Origin of the sequence: Haloarcula sp. Atlit-7R, assembly GCF_003666065.1 — an archaeon.
Taxonomy (GTDB): Archaea; Halobacteriota; Halobacteria; order Halobacteriales; family Haloarculaceae; genus Haloarcula; species Haloarcula taiwanensis.
This window is the reverse complement of the sequence record NZ_QXIK01000011.1, coordinates 88939-108399: the sequence shown is the minus strand read 5'-3', so window position 1 is coordinate 108399 and position 19461 is coordinate 88939. Positions and strand designations below refer to the sequence as shown.

The following is a 19461-nucleotide window of genomic DNA, read 5'->3' as shown; positions in this document are numbered from 1 at the left end:
GGCGGGGCAGTCAATCCAGCGCGAAACAGTGGTTACGACGCTTCAGACACCACTACAACCACGAACGACCGAACCAAGCACTCGACGGACGAACGCCAGCTGAGGTCATCCAGAACTAGACAGTGCCTGTGTAACCTATCGGTACGTCATTTGAGAATTACACGTGAGTAATGTGTATAACCAAACTATCTTTCATTATGGACTGGCCGAACGTTGTTTTTGCGTCAAATGATTGCTTATTTGAAGAAACTAGAGATAATTTCGTCTATCTCTTGGCTCGTCACTCACATCTGCCAGGGGCTTTTGACACACCCCAACTCATACGTCTTGTCAGGTCCTCCGATTCCTCCTAATGTGACAGCCTCCGCGTCGTGAACGACGCGGCTTCCCTGCATGGGAATACCAGCTAATCGCTGGCAGTGGGTTCCGACCCGAACTCACCGAGCGTCATCTGCTCTGATTGGCTCTGTTCGGTGTGGGTCGTGGTGCTGTCACAGCCACTCCCGTCCCGTGGCGAGTCATTGTTTGCCGGTTTCAGTGGCACACTCTCTCACCACGGGTCTGCCCGTTGTGCGATATTGATAGCGCCGTTTATATCGCCTTCAAACGTTGTGACGCGACGGTTGATGCGAAGTGGTATCCAGAAATTCGGCCCGTGTCCGGGTTGGGGTACTTCCCCCACGTAGCTGTGGTTCCGGTCCGCTGAATAGTCGAACCGGGCGGCACGGTTGACCATCCGTGTCGGGTGGTCGTCGTCTAGCTCCGAAGCGTTGTACGTGTCCCGCAGTTTCGGCACGTAGCTCTTGAGCGCGTCTTTGACCTGATACGGCAGGTCGTAGGACGTCACAATGTCGTTGACTGCCGACTTCGTATCAGCGCCAGCGCCGAACGCCTCGTGTAGCCCCTTGTGATACAGGTCGCGAATTTGTTGTAGCTTTCGCTCTTTGTGGGCTGTCGGTGGTGCGAGTGATGCTTCGAGCGTCTTAGTCGGCATCAGCTGCCTCTAATCCCTTTTCGATTAGCTCGCGGTATGCTCGTGGGTGACGGACACCGTTCTCACGGGCATACTCTTTGACCCGTTCGTGGAGGTTGCCGTCCCGCTCCATGTCTACGTCTGTTCGCACAGAGCTGTGTAAGTGACTGTGTAACTAAACGCTGACATCTGGTATTCAGTCAGGCGACAGTCCCGGCGGTTGTCGCCCGGAGCTTACGCGATTCCCACCCACTCTGTTCGCTCCTCGGTTCCGACCAATCGGAACACTCGTCACTCACGGGGAGGGCGGGATTCTCTCGCTGTATCAAGATGTTGTTTCCTACCGAGTGGTCGTCCGACGTTTGGTCCGCAGTTCTGGTGTCGATCAACTGGTTAAAATGTCTATCGAGATACACAAGCGACAATCTACTGAGCCGGACGGACCCGTATCATTGCGATTAGTCCTGCTTTCCGCTGCTGTTGTCAGCGGCTGACAGCTGTATCAGTCCGTCAGCGCGAACTGTCACCAGAACACCCTGATATTGAAAACTGATGGTCTGCGTTGCTGGCCCGGTCGACCGGTTCGGTGGTGAACCAAATAGTAGTGTCTCAATGGCTCCGATATCGATGTAGTCGTGCAACGGCGACTCATGATACGTGTTTATTTCTCGCCCCGCCAGATCAGCGATAGCCTGAACAATGACCCAAGCAAGCTCCTGCTCGCTGGTTGGGTCGTACCGAACCTCAGTTAGAGTGCCCCCTGGTGGTTCAAATAGGCCCGTATCCCTCCCAGCCTCGTCGGTTTGGCTCTCGTCAGTCATTTATCTAGTAAACAACTGGAACGCACATATAATACGTGTATGAATATTCGGGCATAGCGAGCACTTTATTGCTCCACTATTTCGTAACGAAATAGTCGGACTGTTTGACTATTCTATATAGCTATACTCAACTTCTGCCGTCTGAGTCTACACACAACACGTGAATCTACTGGCGAATATATCGAAATACTTGATAACAATAGTCATGCACTGTCGGGTAGAATCAGACTGTTGAGGTGTCCGTCTCCATGCACCAACTATCCAGACGCCAGTTACTCGGAGGCGTGTGCTCGGGAGTAATTGCACTTGCCGGTTGTAGCGGCGACCAGAACAGCGGCTCAGACGCGACAGAGAGTGGCGGTGGTGCCGAATCAACGCCAGAACCCGCTGCGACAACCGCTACGGATAAATCGACCGTCAGCGGAACCGACGACAGACCGACACAATTCGGTCAGATCGCACGGTTCCCGGAATCGTATGCGATGACAGCCACGATGCAGTCTGCGGGACGGACTGTTGAGATGACTGGTCGGCTCTATCAGGGGGATATGTACTGGTCGTTCGACCAGCAAGGTCAACAGATGGAGCTGTATCACATTGGAAACAGCACGTATACCGTTGCTGGCGGGCAGTGTTTCCGAGGAACGATGCAACAGGGGATGGACCGTGACGAGGTTGATCCAAGTCGGTTCTCCAACCGGCCAGAGGAAAATCCAGACGTCACGCCGGCCGGCCGTGACACCATCGATGGTGAAGCGGTGTTGGTGTACGAAATCTCTCAGAGTAGCTCCCGACGGCCGGTTACATACTATATTCTCGCGGACTCCGGATATCCGCGCCGTATTGAAGCTGGGTCAATGCAGTGGGACTTCCACTCCTGGGGGTCAGTCGAACCGATCCAGAAACCCGAAGGAAACTGCCAGTCGATGCCCGGTGGCGGTACGATGGCTGACGGTGGCAGTTAATCGCTCAGTTAGACGTGACTTGATGGAGCTATTCGGAGAGCAAATGCTCTTAACAAACTCTTTAGGATTCTTACTGGGAGTCGGCCCCGACTGTCGACCTGTGCCAGTGTACAGGAACTTCCTTTGATAATATACGAAGGTCGGCAACGGAAAGCGACGCGACTGAGTATCACCGTCTGGCCGCTCGATGTGCTACAGTCAGTAGCCGAGGTGATCCCGGATGAGGACCACGGTCGTACGGCCCTCTTCGAGTTCTTGACGGAGGATGAGTTGCTTGGCGATTGCGGAGTCAACGCCGTACGCCTCCTTCGCACGCTCGTTTTCGAGTGGGTACGCGACGCTCTCCAGTCGGTCGAGCGCGTCTTCGAGCGTCGGCACGATTTTGTTCACGCCACTGACGATGACGACGTTACTGGCCGCGAACGGATACGCACCGATGCGGCTCCCCGAACGGTCCGCCGCGACGAGTTCGCCGGTCTTAGAAATACCGTTGATGCCACCGAGGAAGTAATCGGCCGTCTGTGACTCTCGGCGGGCAGCCTGGCGCTTCGCGTCGTCATCGATACTCCAGATCTGGTCCGGAAGACTTTCCCACTCGTGGTCCCCCTCGGTCAGGTAGTCGACAAAGCCAATCTCTTCGAGCGTCGTTGAGTGGCCGTTCATTACAGACGCCTCTGCCGGGATGAGCGACTGCAGTTCCGTGAGCGCCTCGTCGGCTGAGTCAACAACGATGACATCGAACCCGTTTGCCTCTAGGTTCTCGACAGTCTCTTCGATGGTCTCTTCGGAGGCCAGCTCGTCCAGCGATTCGTCGATGTCCGCATCGTCCGCGTAATCAGATTTCTGTTGAGACATATTGTGTTATGTGAGTGTAGCAGCATCAACATGGAAGTGTAGCTACCACAAAAGTGCTCGCGGACACCGGTGTCAGGTAGTTACATTGGTGATACTCCATTCTCAGGTATGATGTACTGCGTCGATAGACTCTCCATGAACACCACTGTCTAAGGTGCAGATTTTCAATCCCAGCGTGATCAGACGCGCCTCTGTCCGAAAACAGCAGGAGGTCTCTGATTGCCCACTCCGATATCAACTGCTGAAAACCGGGGGGTAGCATATATTGCCCCGCATTCCTCATGTTGTGCTATCAATGCAAATGGCTCGTAAGGAACCTACAGACACTTTCGGGACACCATCGAAGATGGTACTGTTCTGCCCGGACTGTGACTTTGAGAGCGGGATGGTCGGGGGAGACTGGAACGTTTCGAGCACCGGATATACGACTACTTATCACTGCCCGCAATGTCGGCACTCGTTCAGCGTTGGCAACCGCCGGTGACACACAGGCAGAGTCTGTCGGACGCAGAGAGATAGTGGTCATGCAACACCGAAAACCGGGTAGCTCCGACAATCGAGTACGGCGGAAACCCGTGGTTTAGTCGTCGCTCGGCACAGCTGAAGGGGAATTCTGATTCTCGCCCTCCCAGCTAAAGAAACTCGCCAGCGCCGGTCCCGTGATGTTGTGCCAGACGCTGAACAGCGCGGGGATGAGCGCGGCTGCAGGCTCGAACAGGGTCGTCGCCAGCGCAACCGCCAGTCCGCTGTTCTGTAGGCCCACCTCAAACGCACAGGTCCGAACCCGGTCTTTTGACATCCCAGTTGCCCGACCGACACCGTATCCCGAGCCAAGCCCGATAGCGTTGTGAGCAACGACTGCCACCAGCACGAGCAGACCAGCCGTGAGAATGTTGTCCACGTTCGCCCCGACAACGCCGGCGACAATCGCGACGATGGCAGCGACACTGATAACCGGGAACACGTCGGTCCCGATTTCAGCGGTCTTCGGCGAATAGCGGTCCAGCAGATATCGGAGCGTGAACCCGAGCAGCACTGGAATAATGACGATCTGGATGATGCTCTGGAACATCTCTGCAAAGGTAACGCTGATCTGCTCACCGAGAGTGAACACTACCCAGGCCGGCATCACGATCGGTGCTGCAATAGTCGTGAGGGTCGTGATGGCGACAGACAGGGCCACGTCGCCTCGACCGAGATACGTCATCACGTTCGATGCGGTCCCACCGGGGGCGGCACCAACTAGAATGAGGCCGATACCGACAGTATCTGGAAGATTGAGCAGAACGTAGAGCCCGTACGCAGCGCCAGGCATCACCAACCACTGCGTGACCGCGCCGATGCCAATGTCCACCGGGTCCTCGATCAGCCGCCGAAAGTCTGCCGGCTGAAGCGTCAACCCCATTCCAAGCATGATTAGCCCGAGCAGCGGGGTCACGTAATTCAAAACTGGGACGAACGGATCTGGCCTGATGAGAGCAAAGCCTGCCAGAATAATAACCCAGACGACAAAGTATTTGCTCGCAGCACGACTCACCGCTCGAAGCGTCGATATCGAAGTCACATATCTGGATGATGAACAACGTAAAAAAAGTTTACTCTGGATCGTCGTAACGCCGACTTACGAACTCGCGGCTGGAGGCGAGTACTGCTCCGTCGGCATCCCGGCTGATGGCTAATTTCAAGACTAGTCCGGATGTTTGATACAACGCTTGAGAGTGAAACCACTCCTGTGGCTGAACTGCTACACTCTGATTCTCTTTTTAGAGATACTCTGATTCACCCACCTCTGGCTGTCTAAAGACTTCTACTAGCTGAATAGACTGGAAGGCACCGAACCAATCAGCAACGTACAGCTGATGTGATATACTGCTAACAGATATGATATAATCGACTGGTTCGGTCATGCTCTACACTGTTACTTATCACCGATTGATGAGTCACTGCTGTCCAAGCGTAACCAACTAGAAACTACAATTAGTAGTATATACCAACCAGGCTGGGGCATGACCAATCAACCCTCGCTACTGCTACACTGGGAGCGGCACCAGTACAGTGCCACAGTTACAGCGGAGGTGAACCGCCGGTGAGCACCCTTGCACGCAATATCAGCTCCTGGCTCCTCATCGCCACTGTGGTTGCCACCAGCGGGATAGTCGGAACAACAGTTGCACTCCAGGATTCTGCACAGGACGTACAGACAACGAACGAAGCCCTTCGCGCTGAAAACGAGGAACTGCGCGAACAGTTGAACGAGACCCGTGAAGACCGACAGGCCGCGCAAGCCCGTGCTGAAGAACTCAACAATCAGTTAGAAACACGCAACCAGGACGTAGAAAGACTCGTTTCGGAACTAGAGAGGAAAGAAAAAATACTCAATGCCAGTCAGGCCCGGCTTGCGGAGTCCCGAGAAAGTCAAACGGGTATGTCGCGATCTGAAATGGAAAAACGGCTTGATTACCTCTGTGCCCAACCAGAGAACAGGGAGAGATTCGGCTGTCAAGAGTTCGGTCACGATGAGTGACAACTACGGGCCGGCTTCAAAACTGGTGAGCGTTGTTCCACGCTGTTGCGGGACGTGCTGGCTATCATTCAGACAGTGACCGTAAGGCCGGCGTGTCGACGATTGTTGGGCAGACTGCGTTCACACGAACGTCCTGATCTGCAAATTCAAGTGCAGCCGATTTCGTCAACCCCACGATACCGTGCTTACTTGCACCGTACGGTGTTCGGCCAGGGCTGCCACGTATTCCGGCCAGTGAGGCGACATTGACTATTGCACCGCCACCAGAGTCCTGCAGCGCTGGAATCTGGTGTTTCATCCCTCCCCAGACTCCCTTCTGATTGAATGTATTGATGCGATCCCATTCATCCTCTTCAATGTCAGTTATGGGGGCAGGCTCGTTCCCCGTCGCTGCGTTGTTTACGACGTAATCGAGCTGTCCGTACCGGTCGATAGTTACCTCAACTGTCGACTGAATTGACTCTAAGCGGCCAACATTTGTTTCGAGAAAGGTTGCGGTCCCGCCCCGGTCCTCGATCTGTGTGACTGTTTCAGCACCCCCGTTCGTATCGATGTCAGCGACAACGACAGACGCCCCCTCTTCAGCGAAACGCGTTGCCGTTTCTCGACCGATACCGGATGCAGCGCCGGTAACAAGTGCGACAGCCTCTTCGATCTCGTACATACCTTTATATATTGAATATTTGTAAAAAAGGTTCTGACCGATCCCAGCAACAGACAATCTGGGCGCTTAGAGCGAACGCAGCGACTCTAACGGAAATACAGATACTGCACGCCGGTATCGCAACCGAACTCAGTTGCTGGCGGTATCTCAAGAACTGATGTACCTATTCCGGCGAAGAACAACGGATCCAGAGTTAGTTCGAATCCGTCGTGATTCGCTCAATCTGCGTATTAATTGCAGTCCGCAATTCAGCGATGGATTGCTCGGGCTTGTATACGGTGAGACGGCGGGTACGAGTGCCTGTCAAGATGGACAAGAACAGCTCTGCTTCAACAGCTGGATCAATATCGGTAAACTTGCCAGAGTCGACGCCACGCTGAAAAATCGACTCAAGCGTGTTCTTGATCTCTCTATCGACCTGTAGATACTGCTCACGTGCCGCTTCGTTGTGTGGTCCGTTTACGCGAAGTTCAAACATGGCTATTTGGACTTGATACACGTCTTCATCCAGTGTTGCCGGGAGAAGCGTCTCGACAAGTGTTTCAAGCTCTTTTTGTGCTGACCCTTCGCCATCCGGTAGTTGCTCAAGAAAGTCATGCAGGACGTACTCAAGGAAGTCAACCAGTAGATCATCACGACCGTCGTAGTGATAGTAGAGCAGTGTCCGACTCCGTTCAAACTCGTCGGCGATATCCTGAATGGTGAGGTTGTCGTACCCGTGCTCACTCAGGGCATTATACGTCGCCTGCATGATTGCTGTCTTGGTCGACCCGAGTTCATCAGGACCAGTGTACTGAGTCACTACCCGAGTAATACTCTCACTATGAAGTGGTCTTTCGGAGTCTCGGTCAATCACACTGGGTTAGAGAAGTGCTTGGTTTGAGAGTGTGTGCAGCCTGCTGAATTGATTGCAACGAATGCAGAAACACTGTATTCGTCGCAGGCACAAGGCGGAACAACAGTACTGGGGTGAGTATGCCACAGCGGGATATCTCGAAGACGCGATAGGATTTGACCTACCCGCCGAACGGACGACACTTCCCGACGTGCGGTCTGGTGCTGGTGGCTTCGACGAAGCTCGGCAGAATCTAGACTAACTGACACCAAGTTCACGATGTTTCTCCCCCTACTACTCACATGCTCACTGATACATCCGGAATCCACCACATCATAGGCATTGTTCGTGACGCCCAGAAGAACGTTAACTTCTACAGCGACGTGCTCGGTCTCCGACTCGTCAAGTAAACGGTGAACTTCAACGACAAGTTCACACGCCACCTCTTCCACGGTGACGAAACTGGCTCACCGGGCACTGCTCTTACCTTCTTTCCGTATCCCGCCGAAGACGATGGTCGTCCCGGCAAGCCACAAATCAGCACCGCTGCGCTGACCATCCCGTCGAACTCGGTGTCCTACTGGCAGGACAGACTAGCCGAACATGATGTCACCGTCGAGGGACCACTCGATCGGTTCGATGAGACAGTCCTTCGGTTTTCCGACCCGGACGGCACGCAACTCGAACTCGTCACTGGTGAGTCGGCTGTAGAACCGTGGGCGAAGGGTCCGGTTCCAGCTCAGCACGCGATTCGTGGCATCCACGGCGTAACGCTACTATCGACGAGCATCTTTGTCACTGCGAGTGTACTGGTGACACTGGGATTCGAACTTCGCGATCAGGCGGGCGACCGAGTTCGATATCAGACACAGGGAGAGCGTGCGGCCGTCGTCGGTCTCCTCGACCGGGACGCCGAGTCTGGGCGAGAGGGTGCTGGATCTATTCATCACGTTGCTGTGCGGATCGCTGAAAAAGCTCAACTCTACGAGTGGCACGTCGCTTCTCGAACGTGAGCCGATGGTAGAACTCGTCAACGAGTGGCAACTGTGGTAGCGCCCCAATATGTTCCATCGAGGCGTTACACCCAGCCATCCGGCAATCGTTCTCCATGGCGCTGGACTAACTCGAGGAACGGTTCGATCTCAGCGAACCGAGGCCCTTGACTAATTTCATAGGTCTGCTCATCCAACACGATGTAGCCAGCGTCGGCCAATTTTGGGAGGTGGAGATGGATATATTCGGCGTGGATCGGCGTCCCAGTGTTTGACTCATCGGCTCGGACTTCTGTGAAGTGGACTGTCTCCGTCGGTTCCTTGGCAGCTAAGCCCGTCAAGACCCGGCGGCGAGGTTTCGCTTTGAGACACTCACAGAGTGTGTCCCAAGGATTGTGTCCAGTCATGGCTACACTCCCTCCAGTGCCGCGGCCACCATCACAGCGATAATCAGCCCTGCGAGAAACGTAGCTGACAGCCACGAGAAGCCGGTTACTGCGGATAGATGATACTGCATCTCAACTACCGCTGTCGCCAGTGGGCTGGCAAGGATGACCGCAACGAACGCCCCGAGTACGTATTGCCCATCACTCTGCCCGCGCTGCCGGTTCTGGTCAGTATACGATACCCTCTCCATCGGTGTACAGCGGTCCGCACTATTTTCGGTAGCTTCCATCGACACCTTTGCCGACGATGGCAGGGGACAAAAACCGGGACGACCGTTTTAGGTCTTCTACCGAGGGTTTATGCCTATCAAGAGGCCCCTGTATCAGCGTCAACCCATAGTTCTTGCCTTTATTACCCAGGTTGTCTAACCGAAGCGTATGGCGCGAGTCCCGTCGGCGTTCGCTGATGAATTCGACGCCAAAGGAGACCGGTTTTTCGCGATTGCCGAGCTGTTGTACGCCAACCCCGACCGGCAATACACCCAGCAGGAACTCGCCGAGCGATTCGACTGCTCAACGACGACGATCAGTAATCACACCGGCGAGATGAGTGAGTGGCTCGACCGTCGCGACAGCCAGACCACCTACGCCTGGGACGTCGACGTCCACGATCCAGGCCACACGGAGACCACTATGGCTGTCCAACGGTTCTATGCCGACCTCTGGAGCCTCATAAAAAAGCACTCTCGGACTGGCCCCGGGGCGTTCGCCCTTTTTGGGTTCATAATGCTTCTCACCGGGAGCGTCGTATTCTCCGTGTATGGTGCGTTCACAGTTGGTCTCCTATCAGAGTCGGCGCTCCCGGAAAGAGCCTATCTCGGCATTGCCATCGGGTGTGTGCTCACTGGTATCATTGTGACACTCTGCTCACCGTATATGGCCTGGGTGAGCGGATTCCTGTGGCCCCGGCTACCTGAGGGCCCGTTTGACAAGAATAAGTGACGATGGTGAGCATGAACTGTCAGCATCGAGCCACTCCGTGGGATTGGTTCTGGCCGGGTTCGTCGGTATCAAACGCTCGGATACCGTTCATGTGAGAAAATGATCAGAGATAGGCGAAGTAGCAATGGGCAGTCTCAGGCACTATACTCGCGAACATTGTCGACAGCTAGCAGTGTCAGTACCTGAGCTGATCTACCAGCGAGTTCGTGACAGATGTCCGCAAGTCTGCAGTTAGGCGATTTCGAATCAAATACAGATATCTAAATCAGATTTCTGACTAACCAACAACCGGACCGATTGTGCGACCACGTTGGTTAGCCACAATCCCGCGAAACAGACACTCTCTAACGGTCTCCGCAACAACCTCGTCTGTCTCGTCGGTCGACCGAAGCCGTTCGGAGGCGAACGGACTAATCACGTCGTCAGTGCGTTCAATTATTGCCTCGGACCCTTCAATTCGCTCAACAATCAATCAGAGAGGGACACGGCGACAGTCATGGTCGAGTCGACCCTCGCAGAGCGGTCCAGAAGCGGTTTCCCGTGAGCTTGATAAACTGTCAGTTCCTTAGTGTCGTCTACTCCCTCAAGTACACTGCTGGCTACTTCGCTGTTGACTGCGGCGTTTACATAAGACAGCGCACAGCACTGCTTCTATCTGTTGGGTCCACTGGTCCGTAGACACGGAATTGACGCACTCAAGGGCATAGCAAATATCGATTATAAACTCCATGAGTGATGTCACAATATTTGTGCCAGTGGGTGATCTGAGTTTACTTTCTCCTGTTCCACTGTAGCCTCGGATGATCAGTCCTCCGTGCTCAGATATTGTCACACCGTTACTGAGTTCAAACGCCTCCCGCCATCTCAACTAAATCGATGCGAGAAGTACCTGATGTGGAACGAGCGTCCAATTTGACTATGTCGCGGCGGCCTTCGAGGGTTCCCTGTTGTGACTTGCGCTCGTTTTGGACTTTCCCTCAAGCCACGCCTGATGTACTACACGACTGCACTCCCACTGGCAGTCGGTCCCTTTCAGCGTAAGGTAGACGGCCGACCGAAACAGACGGATGCCTAATTACGGTGTCAGAGGGCAGTTTACGGGGTAGTTTGTTTCTGGCTTCTGGAGTGAACTGTCCGCTGAGCACGTCTGCTTACCGAGTTGGTGATTCAGTCGAATATAGATGGAAAACTCGTAAGGATATCCCTATGGCACGCTCAGAAAGGGGGGAATAGCCACCTTGATTGATGGACAGCGGTTTGGTAGAATATAGAATCGTGGATCTGAGTTATGTTCTGACAGTTACGACTGACGGGGAATTTGCCGCCGCCTGTGAACGTGTGCTTCCAGAGCAGGGTGATATCCGGGTCATCTCCGCGATGTCGGTCGGAGAGGCTATTGATATCTTGGGGAAGGAGACACAGGTTGATTGCATTGTCAGTGATCACGACCTGCCAGATACGGATAGCGTTGCGTTTCTTGAAGCAGTCCGTGCACAGGCACCGACACTGCCGTTTATGATATTTATAAACGAGGGGAGTGAAGCGGTCGCCAGTCGTGCCATTTCTGCTGGCGTCACCGACTATCTGGTCAAAGAACGCCATGAGAATCAGTGGGAGCGCCTTACGACACTCATACCGACGCAGTCAGATACCACCGCGATCAGCGTGATATCGTCGATACGGAGTGACGAGCCAAAACACGCCTCAACGCTGCACACGACATTATTGGAATCGTTCGGGATGGTGAAATAGCGGCCTTGTTGAAACCCTTGCTGACAAACATGACTGGTGAGTAGCTGGAGGAAGATGGATGCTCTCCCAAAGTCACGACTTCTTCGATTCGTTGAACGGGCTATGGTGCTGGCTCGCCGTGCTGTGGCGCGGTTCTCGACACGCTATTCACGGAACGGTTCACGCTCCGGCAACATGTTGTCCTGCTCTGTCTCAAGGTGAAGAAGACGACAACGTACCGCGATCTTGTTGACGAACTTATCGAGATGCCTCGCATTCGTGACACCCTTGATCTCGATTCGATCCCTGCACCCTCGACACTCTGCAAGGCGTTCGACCGCTTGGAGATGGCCGTCTGGCGAGTGCTGCTGAACGTTTCACTTGTGGACTTGCCGCTGAACGGTGTCACTGGCATCGATGCGTCCGGGTTCGAGCGGGCGCATGCCTCTACTCACTACACGAGGCGAACCAACCTCACCATACAGCAACTGAAGACGACGCTGTTGGTCGATACAGCGACCAACGCCATTCTTGATGTTCACGTGACGACAACGCGAAAACACGATACACAGATTGCGTCACAGGTAGTGAAACGGAACGCACAGTACATCTCGATCTTGACCGGTGACAAGGGCTACGACAACCAGAAGCTCCGGCAACTCGCCCGGGAGCTCAATATTCGCCCGGTCATCAAGCACCGCGAGTTCACACCGCTCCACAAGGCGTGGAATGCCCGACTGGACAGCGGTCTCTACAATCGACGAAACATGAACGAGACAGTCAACGCGGCGATTAAGCAGAAATTCGGCGCGTTGGTGCGGTCGCGCCGCTGGTGGAAGCAATTCCGCGAATTCGTCATCAAGTGTGTCGTGTATAACATCGAGCGGGCGTTCGCAGTCGCCGAGAACAACTGTGGATCGGCGTAGTGCTGATACCGACGGATGGTGAAGAGACGTGGTAGCTTTGCTGAAACCACATCGCAGTAATTTAACAATCATGCTACAACACCCACAACCATTTTCCTCTCGGGAACCAAGACACCGTACAGAGCCCAGTACACACTGTGCGTTTAGCCCCAATGGTGGGGGCTGCTTGAAACGGGAGTACCCGTTCGCAGTCATCCATTTCTCTTCGCGCATCGGTTGCGCGGAACGCATCACCAAGTGAGGCGTTTCGCAACGAGAGCTATCAGCAAATGTCAGAAAAAAACCGAAGAGAATGGCGGCTCACTGAATGAACTGTTCGAAATACTCAGCCACGAGTACCGGCGTCGCATTCTCCTGGCCGTTGCCCAACAGAACCCGCGGGACGAGGACGACATCACATCGGAGACAGTCGCGGGAGAGCACGATGGCGACGCGCTCGAACATGTAAAGACGGGACTTCACCACGTACATCTCCCAAAGCTGGCCGACGCGGGTTTCATCCACTGGGCTCGTGATTCCCGGACTATCACACGCGGCCCTCGACACTAACACCCCGGACCCGTTTCAGTATCTACTCACGTCGTGTGAGGTGTTCGTATCACCAGAAGTGATATCTGAACTCCGTGATATCACGCAGTACCAGGGCATCCACGCCCCGGCTGCGAACAACGTCCTCGCGGTCGATTGGTTTCTCACCGACGAGTTCGGCGGGACGAACTTCCCACTTATCCACGCTTCACTGCAGGGCCCGCGGATCGTCCCGACGCCGCGGCTCATCGTCGACTACGCTCGGAACGGACATCTGAGCCCCGAAGAGGCTCGGACGCTGATCACGACGATTAGCCCGCATCGGAGCTGGGAGAATCGTCCCTACGTCACGCAGTTGCTCCACCGCCTCGAAGAGTAACCGGCCTCCGAGTAACGATGCCGAACACCCAGCGTCGGCGACGACACCCGAAAGCCCTCGGACGCTCGGCATCCCGCGACCACCGCTACGCTCCTCGTCCCTGCGGTGCTTGCGGGGCCGGGGGACGTTCACAGCGCTTCACGCCGTGAGCTCGGGAGACGGAGTCTCCCGGTGACCGAGGCGGCCTCGCCCTTTCTGAGTCCACCAGGAGACGGGTTGCTCCACAATCGATCTCGCACAGAAAGATTTCGGCCTGTAGCTGGGTCTATCACCAAAACTAATTCCAGCATCTGAGATATCACCCGAGATGCGAAATAGAGGAGACCAACGATGCGCAGATGAGGAGGAACTGACTGAGGCCGCCGAAAATGAGGGGTGAAAGTATTACGCTGATCCCCCAGACTGGATCGTGGAGAGTGCGACAGCGGATGGTGTTGACCAGTCTGCTGGATTCGACGCTGACCGGGAGGTCTATTAGGGAGACAACTACGTTTATCTTGCAGTTTCGTCAGTTCATGGGCGGGACATTCACGTGTTCTCACAGCAGAAATCGGAGTACTACGAAACCACCTCCGAAGAGGGAGTCTGTCCCAACTGTCAGGCAATATCCGTCGCCACGACGAGGATGATTATCTCACGTGCCACCGCGTCCAACAGCGTCGGGTCAGTGCCGATTCTTGTCCAATTCGGGGCGTGCCACAGGGTTAGGGCGACGACTCCACCACAACGGGTGTGACGCCACCCGTCGTGGCTTGTGGTCGCTGTTCTCCAGCAGATCGAGGTCGACGTAGCGCTTTTCAACCAGTCTTTCGGCTGTTGCCATATCCATCGCGAGGAGTTCGGTCTTGGTCTGGTCCTGTCCGACCTGCCGCGTTTTCTCAACAATATCCCTGCCGCCGATCTCGACGAGTTTCTCCCGGGCGCGCTTGATGGTCTGGCGGTGTGGTTCCTTCCCGAGTTCAGCGGTGAGGGCTGTTTCTATATTCTTTTTCGGCACGAACACGCCGCTGCCGTCGTTCGCTTCGTGGCAAACTCAGGCCAGCGTTTGGCGATGCTGATAGCCCGGTAGGTATTCTGGCGGCTCGACCGCTCGACGAACATCGTCTTGACCTTGGACTGCCGGCAGTTCGCGAAGAAGTCCAGCGGCGAACTGCTGGGTTCGATGCTCTCAGGTAGCTATTCGGCGTCTTCTTGCTGGTCGGTGTCGGCCTCAAGCTGTTGGGCTTTCGGATGGCACTCTCGACAACGTCGTGGGTCGTCTCTTGCTGCGTTTCGATATCGTCGAGTCGGTGGTCGCTCCTGGCGGCGTTGCCCACTGCTGTGGTAGCAACTTGTGAGTCCGTTTGACGTCGTCCTCTAGGTCGTCGGCACGTTCTTGGAGACCTTCGATGGTCCCGACCAGCAACTCAAGAACACTCGAAATGGGGGGTGACACCTCGTCACCGAGGGAACTGACGAGCGACTGGAGGGCTTCGATGTCTGTTCTTGGCCGATGTCCATGCCGAGTTCGTCGACGAAGGCTATGTCGGTGCTGTGCTGTCGGTCTCGCTGTCGTCGGTGGGGTTCTCGTGGCATCGTGACTACAGCGTCTGTCCCCGGAATCGAACCGGGCAGTGCTGACCACAGCACGGGCTATCGGCGACGTAATGAGAGCTATCTGGACGCGGTAGGTGGCTCGTGGCAACTCCGGGCCGTCCGGTGGCTTTGCCCCGTGGCAACAGACTGGATGGGACCATCAGCACTCTTCGGACACTGCTCCCGGGACCAGCGTGGTCAGGCTCTCACGGAGGCATCCTGTCCCAACCGACTGTCAGCTTCGCAGTCCTCCGGATTGACGCCGTAGGGGGTGCGTGGCTGGTCATCCTTTGACCACCGCTCGACGTTCGATGACAACGTCATGTGCGTAGTCACCGCGGCGGTACTGGTCGTAGTAGCTCTCGATGGTGGGGAACTCTGCCGTCCACTCGGTGTAATTCGTGGCAGTGAGAGACCAGCAACAGCGATTCGCTGTCGGTGGTCGTGATGGCGACGATCTCGCCGACTGCCGGGTGGGTAGTCATTGGTCCGCCTCCCTGCCAAACGGGCAATCGATGGAATGTTGATATCTACTTGGTAGTGTATCACCAGATAAATGACGGCGAAAACGACTTTTGCGGATACTTACCAATGGCTGTGATGAGTTCCAGAGGCCGGAGTGACTATCAGTGAGTCTACTCAGGGGCAGTAGTTGATCCGGACCCGGAACTCGATTTGAGATTGACGATATCGGATGGTGGCGGAAGCGCTAACTGCAGCACGGCTGTCCCCCGGCTGGCCACCATTCTGTTGCCGGGCCGCCTGTGGCTGTGTCGTAACCGATGAGAGAACAAACCATGAGTCTAAGTCACAACTGTTTTTGATACTAAGTGTATACCATTCGGTTGGGTTCTGGTCCCCGCTCCATCTCCCCCCCAATCCACTCCGGATTCATCGATTGGTCTGGGTCCAGAACCCGTCGTCGTGGATGACGACTTCCGGTGGTGCGTTGCACACCACTTCCTACACCCCCAGCAGCCCACCACCTTTATAAACCGACTCACACTCCCGGTGAGTCGGCTGTCTACGTGGCACTGAGACCGGTCGCTGTTGTTCTTGGCGCCGACTGGTCGAAACACGATTCCAGCGCTTGCTTGCGGTTCGACGGAAACCGCAACCGATTTTATTCCGACTCCTGCTATCTTCAGCCGGGTTCTGGTCCCCGCTCAGCACCCCCATAGGACCGATCTGATTCAGCGAGTAGTCCGGGTCCAGAACCCGTCGTCGATTCAGTCGACGCTGGATGGGCTATGATACGTCGTTTCTCCGAGACCGTCCCTCATCTGTTCTCTGCGCTGACTGGGGTCTGTGTGTAGTCTGGGTCTCATCTGCAGAACTACGTCTGTGAGTGCGGTCATCGCTGGCGTCTGAGCGGGCAGCGAACCCGGTCGCTGGAGGCCTGAAACTGGATGACAGGGGCGAATGAAAATTAATTAGAGGGAATGCATAGCGTAGCCACGGGTTCTGATCCCCGCTACAGACTGGCGTCTAGGATGGTTTCGGTTGAGCCGTGCCGTGTGCGGGGTTCAGAACCCGCCCGTGCCTCTGACAGAGGAGTGGCAAGTTCTGTGCCCGTTGCCACCGACCTCCGCTTTCTGGCAAGCGGTCAAAAACCGCGTGGTATCTTGCTGACTTTGGGTGTCTGTAACGGCTGTCAGTGCCGTTGCCCTCCAGCAACGCGACGGTGGATTACACAGGCATGGGTCTGGCACCTTTCCCCAGCCTCTCCGTTGTTTCAGTCCTAGAGTCCGTTTTCTGAGGCACTTCGTGATATATTCTGCTTCTAACGTGAGTCGCAAATTACATTTACAATTACTACATACAGAGTGAACGCCAGCACGAAGCAAACCGCTTTGTACTGGATACTTGTCAGAGGCACGAGAGCTGGTCCGTCGTCGCATCCGGCGACGGGCCGTCTCGCGGCTCGGATGCCGAAATACTCTCGAACAGTAATGATTATTTATTGGGTCTACATATATTCCGATAGGGTACTAGTCGGTCATCACCTGCCCAGTGATCACGTGCCTCTGACTACACCGGCCGACTGGGTCCCCACTTATGACCGCTGTTCGCCGTCGCTATGTGGGTTATAGTGGCATTATTGTGGACCCCCATCAGCGACAGGTTGCGGTAGATCACACAGGCCTCTGAGCGTTCGGCCTGCCGTTGGAGGAGGTGTCTACCGGCGTCAGTCAGTGTATGCACGTTGATACGGGCGTCGATGGCTCGCTTGACGACATCTGTATATCCCAGGTTCGGGAGTCGCCGTTGACGACGAGGACGTAACCCACCTCGATGCGCTGGATCGTGTCGACAAGCGGTGGGTCAACGCCAGTGTCGACAGCCATCACAGCATTTCAGGGTGATATAACCAGCGCCACCAACGTTGCGCACCGGGCTGACCCGTGGGGGGAGAGCATGCCACTGAAACCGGCAGGCAATGACTCGCCCGGGATGGGAGAGCCTGTGACAGCACCACGACCTCGTGTGAGATGGCGGAGCCGTCTCGTGATCACGAGAGACGCGGCGCGTCTTTCGAACGGCACCGTGAGACGAGCGAGAAACACTCGCAAATGACTCTCTCGGCGTTCCACGGGCCGGAACCCTCTACCAGCGATAGCCGCAATTAGCTGGTATTCCACATGCGTGGGAAGCCGCGCCGTTCACGGCGCGGAGCATATCACTCGAGCGAGAGGTCCTTTGCCTGCCACCCTCCGACACAGGTGAAATCGTCCGTTATCTCGCCAGCAGGGAGTGCCAGCAACCCGTCCTGTGTGAACTGTACCGCTTCAGCGACGGCACCGGTAACCTCGAGTCGCCATCTCTCTGGATCAACGGTGTTTGGAACCGCATGCGATTCGAGTTTGTCCATTGTTGGTAAGTCCCCGCTAGTACTTACTTAGCGGAGGGGAGACAGGCCCAGCACTAAGCTTCTGTTGGGAACAGATTCGGCTCGGTAGCCCAAGTCCCCCGAACGCCTTCGACATAAGTCCCATCCGTCCAGTCAGGGATCATCAAGTATGGTGACGGAAACGGAACTCGACTTGCGGGCTTTGGCCGAAGACAGACTCCATGAGCACCTATTTGAGGCCCTAAACGATGCAGCAGCCGGTGACAAACTCGGTATCGTCACGGATCGAGATATCGATCCCGAGTTAGTTCGCTACCAGATTGAACAGGAATGGGTGATCGATTGGGAGTACGCGGATCCCGATGCAGTCCCCCGAGAGTTGACTCTGACTGTTGGTGGCCGATTCGACGATGAGGACTCCGCGACCATTGATGTGCGTGATCTGAAACCACAGCGCCGTCACGAGGTACTACTAACGATCTTCGAGGAATTGGACGCGGATGAAGGGTTCGTACTCGTAAACGACCACGATCCAAAGCCGCTGTATCACGAGCTACGGTCGATGCACGGCGACATAATCGAATGGGAGTACGTGAGTCGCGGCGACGACGGGTGGCGCGTCGAGATTTACAAGACTGCGGACTCCGAGACCGTCGACGAGGCCATCGTTACCCGGTACGATGTTCGCGAAATCCCGAAACAGGAACGCCACCCTACCATCCACCACCGCTACGGAATGATTCCCGACGGCGGAACGATGGAAATCATTGCTCCCCACGAGCCTCGGCCGCTGCACCAGGAGTTCCGCCAGCAATATGCTGACTCCTTCGAATGGGAGGTTGTTGAATCAGCACCCGGGCGCTGTCGCGTGCACATTACGAAAGGCGGTAGCCACGACGGTGCAAAAGACGTGGGCCAGTCTGACGATATGCAGGAGAATGCGACGTCGACGACAGTTGCTGAAGACAGAGAGATTACGCGAGAACTCGACGTTCGAGATTTGCCTCCTGCCCAGCGCCACGAGCAAATCTTCGAAGCCTACGCCAAACTCGACACTGGGGAAGCATTCATGTTCGTGAACGACCACGCCCCCAAGCCGCTGTACCACCAGTTCGACGCTGAGGCGGGATCGGAGTTCTGCTGGGAGTACCGCCAGAAGGACCCCGGCGAGTTCCGGGTACTGATCGGTAAGTCCGAGGCTGGCGACTCCAGCTTGGCTGTCGGACAGGGAGCCACCGATGAGACGCCCGACGCGCCGTTCTGACTGACCCAGAGAGGCCATCGACTCCAACGTATGACTGACACTTATCCCGACCGAACACTTGCATCGCTCGTTGAGGAGGTGCCTACGCCCGGGTGTTCGAGTCTCTCGGGCCGGACTACTGTTGTGACGGCGACCGGACGCTGGCGACGACTACGACTGGAGTGGACTCGCGGACCTAGCTGACCACGTC

At 55.6% G+C, this 19461-nt stretch carries 20 protein-coding genes and 4 pseudogenes; 9 read left to right on the top strand and 15 right to left on the bottom strand.

Going from position 1 to position 19461, the window contains the following annotated elements:
• The coding region (locus D3D01_RS17935; RefSeq protein ID WP_147439909.1) for an integrase core domain-containing protein at positions 1–119 on the top strand (119 nt) is incomplete at its 5' end.
• Between the two features lie 287 nt (positions 120–406).
• On the opposite strand, the gene D3D01_RS24610 is transcribed toward D3D01_RS17935, so the two are convergent.
• The 4 genes and pseudogenes from D3D01_RS24610 to D3D01_RS17925 all read right to left on the bottom strand — a co-directional run bounded on the left by D3D01_RS24610 (position 407) and on the right by D3D01_RS17925 (position 1794).
• Positions 407–544, bottom strand: a complete 138-nt coding sequence (locus D3D01_RS24610) for a hypothetical protein (protein WP_233563472.1) — start codon at positions 542–544, stop codon at positions 407–409.
• Positions 545–622: 78 nt separating this feature from the next.
• Positions 623–994 (bottom strand): annotated as a pseudogene (locus tag D3D01_RS17930) (RNA-guided endonuclease TnpB family protein); the annotation flags it as partial.
• Positions 984–1124 (bottom strand): hypothetical protein, encoded by a 141-nt coding sequence (locus tag D3D01_RS24210; RefSeq protein WP_199725428.1) that lies wholly within the window; start codon positions 1122–1124, stop codon positions 984–986. The pseudogene D3D01_RS17930 and the gene D3D01_RS24210, both read right to left, overlap by 11 nt.
• 307 nt (positions 1125–1431) lie before the next feature.
• Positions 1432–1794 carry a HalOD1 output domain-containing protein gene (locus D3D01_RS17925; protein ID WP_121513175.1) on the bottom strand — a complete coding sequence of 121 codons (363 nt, stop codon included), beginning with the start codon at positions 1792–1794 and terminating at the stop codon, positions 1432–1434.
• A gap of 521 nt (positions 1795–2315) precedes the next feature.
• Here D3D01_RS17925 and D3D01_RS17920 point away from each other — a divergent pair.
• Positions 2316–2759, top strand: coding sequence for a hypothetical protein (locus tag D3D01_RS17920; protein ID WP_233563468.1), 444 nt, complete (start codon positions 2316–2318; stop codon positions 2757–2759).
• Positions 2760–2957: 198 nt separating this feature from the next.
• Here the strand turns inward: D3D01_RS17920 and D3D01_RS17915 are convergent, their stop codons facing one another.
• Together D3D01_RS17915 and D3D01_RS17910 are read right to left on the bottom strand one after the other, a co-directional pair.
• Positions 2958–3614 carry a lactate utilization protein gene (locus D3D01_RS17915; protein WP_101351645.1) on the bottom strand — a complete coding sequence of 219 codons (657 nt, stop codon included), beginning with the start codon at positions 3612–3614 and terminating at the stop codon, positions 2958–2960.
• A 580-nt stretch (positions 3615–4194) separates the two neighbouring features.
• The gene (locus D3D01_RS17910; protein ID WP_121513181.1) at positions 4195–5151 is read right to left on the bottom strand and encodes a bile acid:sodium symporter family protein; all 957 of its coding nucleotides are present in this window, start codon (positions 5149–5151) and stop codon (positions 4195–4197) included.
• A 549-nt stretch (positions 5152–5700) separates the two neighbouring features.
• Between D3D01_RS17910 and D3D01_RS17905 the strand changes: the two genes are divergently transcribed.
• Complete coding sequence (locus tag D3D01_RS17905) at positions 5701–6138, top strand: hypothetical protein (protein ID WP_199722463.1); 438 nt, start codon at positions 5701–5703, stop codon at positions 6136–6138.
• A gap of 64 nt (positions 6139–6202) precedes the next feature.
• On the opposite strand, the gene D3D01_RS17900 is transcribed toward D3D01_RS17905, so the two are convergent.
• Both D3D01_RS17900 and D3D01_RS17895 read right to left on the bottom strand, forming a co-directional pair.
• Entirely contained in the window at positions 6203–6802 is a 600-nt protein-coding gene (locus tag D3D01_RS17900) for an SDR family NAD(P)-dependent oxidoreductase (protein ID WP_233563466.1), read from the bottom strand.
• A gap of 193 nt (positions 6803–6995) precedes the next feature.
• Positions 6996–7553, bottom strand: coding sequence for a TetR/AcrR family transcriptional regulator (locus D3D01_RS17895; RefSeq protein WP_121513179.1), 558 nt, complete (start codon positions 7551–7553; stop codon positions 6996–6998).
• Between the two features lie 386 nt (positions 7554–7939).
• Between D3D01_RS17895 and D3D01_RS17890 the strand changes: the two are divergent.
• Positions 7940–8632 (top strand): annotated as a pseudogene (locus D3D01_RS17890) (VOC family protein); the annotation flags it as partial.
• Between the two features lie 83 nt (positions 8633–8715).
• On the opposite strand, the gene D3D01_RS17885 reads toward D3D01_RS17890, so the two are convergent.
• Together D3D01_RS17885 and D3D01_RS17880 are read right to left on the bottom strand one after the other, a co-directional pair.
• Complete coding sequence (locus tag D3D01_RS17885; RefSeq protein ID WP_121513174.1) at positions 8716–9036, bottom strand: hypothetical protein; 321 nt, start codon at positions 9034–9036, stop codon at positions 8716–8718.
• Between the two features lie 2 nt (positions 9037–9038).
• Positions 9039–9305, bottom strand: a complete 267-nt coding sequence (locus tag D3D01_RS17880) for a hypothetical protein (RefSeq protein WP_121513173.1) — start codon at positions 9303–9305, stop codon at positions 9039–9041.
• 148 nt (positions 9306–9453) lie between these two features.
• On the opposite strand from D3D01_RS17880, the gene D3D01_RS17875 reads away from it, so the two are divergent.
• The 3 genes and pseudogenes from D3D01_RS17875 (at position 9454) to D3D01_RS17865 (ending at position 12674) form a co-directional block, all read left to right on the top strand.
• On the top strand, positions 9454–10017 hold the full coding sequence (locus D3D01_RS17875; RefSeq protein ID WP_121513172.1) for an HTH domain-containing protein: 564 nt from the start codon (positions 9454–9456) through the stop codon (positions 10015–10017).
• Between the two features lie 1245 nt (positions 10018–11262).
• Positions 11263–11769, top strand: a complete 507-nt coding sequence (locus D3D01_RS17870) for a response regulator (RefSeq protein WP_233563462.1) — start codon at positions 11263–11265, stop codon at positions 11767–11769.
• A gap of 54 nt (positions 11770–11823) precedes the next feature.
• Positions 11824–12674: pseudogene (locus D3D01_RS17865) on the top strand (IS5 family transposase).
• Positions 12675–12974: 300 nt separating this feature from the next.
• On the opposite strand, the gene D3D01_RS23505 reads toward D3D01_RS17865, so the two are convergent.
• Positions 12975–13178: a hypothetical protein gene (locus D3D01_RS23505; RefSeq protein WP_147439945.1), complete on the bottom strand. Its 204-nt coding sequence runs from the start codon at positions 13176–13178 to the stop codon at positions 12975–12977.
• A 7-nt stretch (positions 13179–13185) separates the two neighbouring features.
• Here D3D01_RS23505 and D3D01_RS17860 point away from each other — a divergent pair, with 7 nt between their 5' ends.
• Complete coding sequence (locus tag D3D01_RS17860; RefSeq protein ID WP_394343408.1) at positions 13186–13581, top strand: hypothetical protein; 396 nt, start codon at positions 13186–13188, stop codon at positions 13579–13581.
• A 704-nt stretch (positions 13582–14285) separates the two neighbouring features.
• Here D3D01_RS17860 and D3D01_RS24605 read toward each other — a convergent pair.
• From D3D01_RS24605 to D3D01_RS17845, 4 genes and pseudogenes are all read right to left on the bottom strand, one after another.
• A pseudogene (locus D3D01_RS24605) lies at positions 14286–15156 on the bottom strand (hypothetical protein).
• Positions 15157–15488: 332 nt separating this feature from the next.
• Positions 15489–15641, bottom strand: a complete 153-nt coding sequence (locus tag D3D01_RS23765) for a hypothetical protein (RefSeq protein ID WP_157829447.1) — start codon at positions 15639–15641, stop codon at positions 15489–15491.
• A 1707-nt stretch (positions 15642–17348) separates the two neighbouring features.
• Entirely contained in the window at positions 17349–17504 is a 156-nt protein-coding gene (locus D3D01_RS23760; RefSeq protein WP_158600498.1) for a hypothetical protein, read from the bottom strand.
• A 332-nt stretch (positions 17505–17836) separates the two neighbouring features.
• Complete coding sequence (locus D3D01_RS17845; RefSeq protein WP_121513170.1) at positions 17837–18028, bottom strand: molybdopterin-dependent oxidoreductase; 192 nt, start codon at positions 18026–18028, stop codon at positions 17837–17839.
• A 148-nt stretch (positions 18029–18176) separates the two neighbouring features.
• On the opposite strand from D3D01_RS17845, the gene D3D01_RS17840 reads away from it, so the two are divergent.
• Positions 18177–19271, top strand: a complete 1095-nt coding sequence (locus tag D3D01_RS17840; protein ID WP_121513169.1) for a DUF2249 domain-containing protein — start codon at positions 18177–18179, stop codon at positions 19269–19271.
• The last annotated feature ends 190 nt before the right edge of the window (positions 19272–19461 follow it).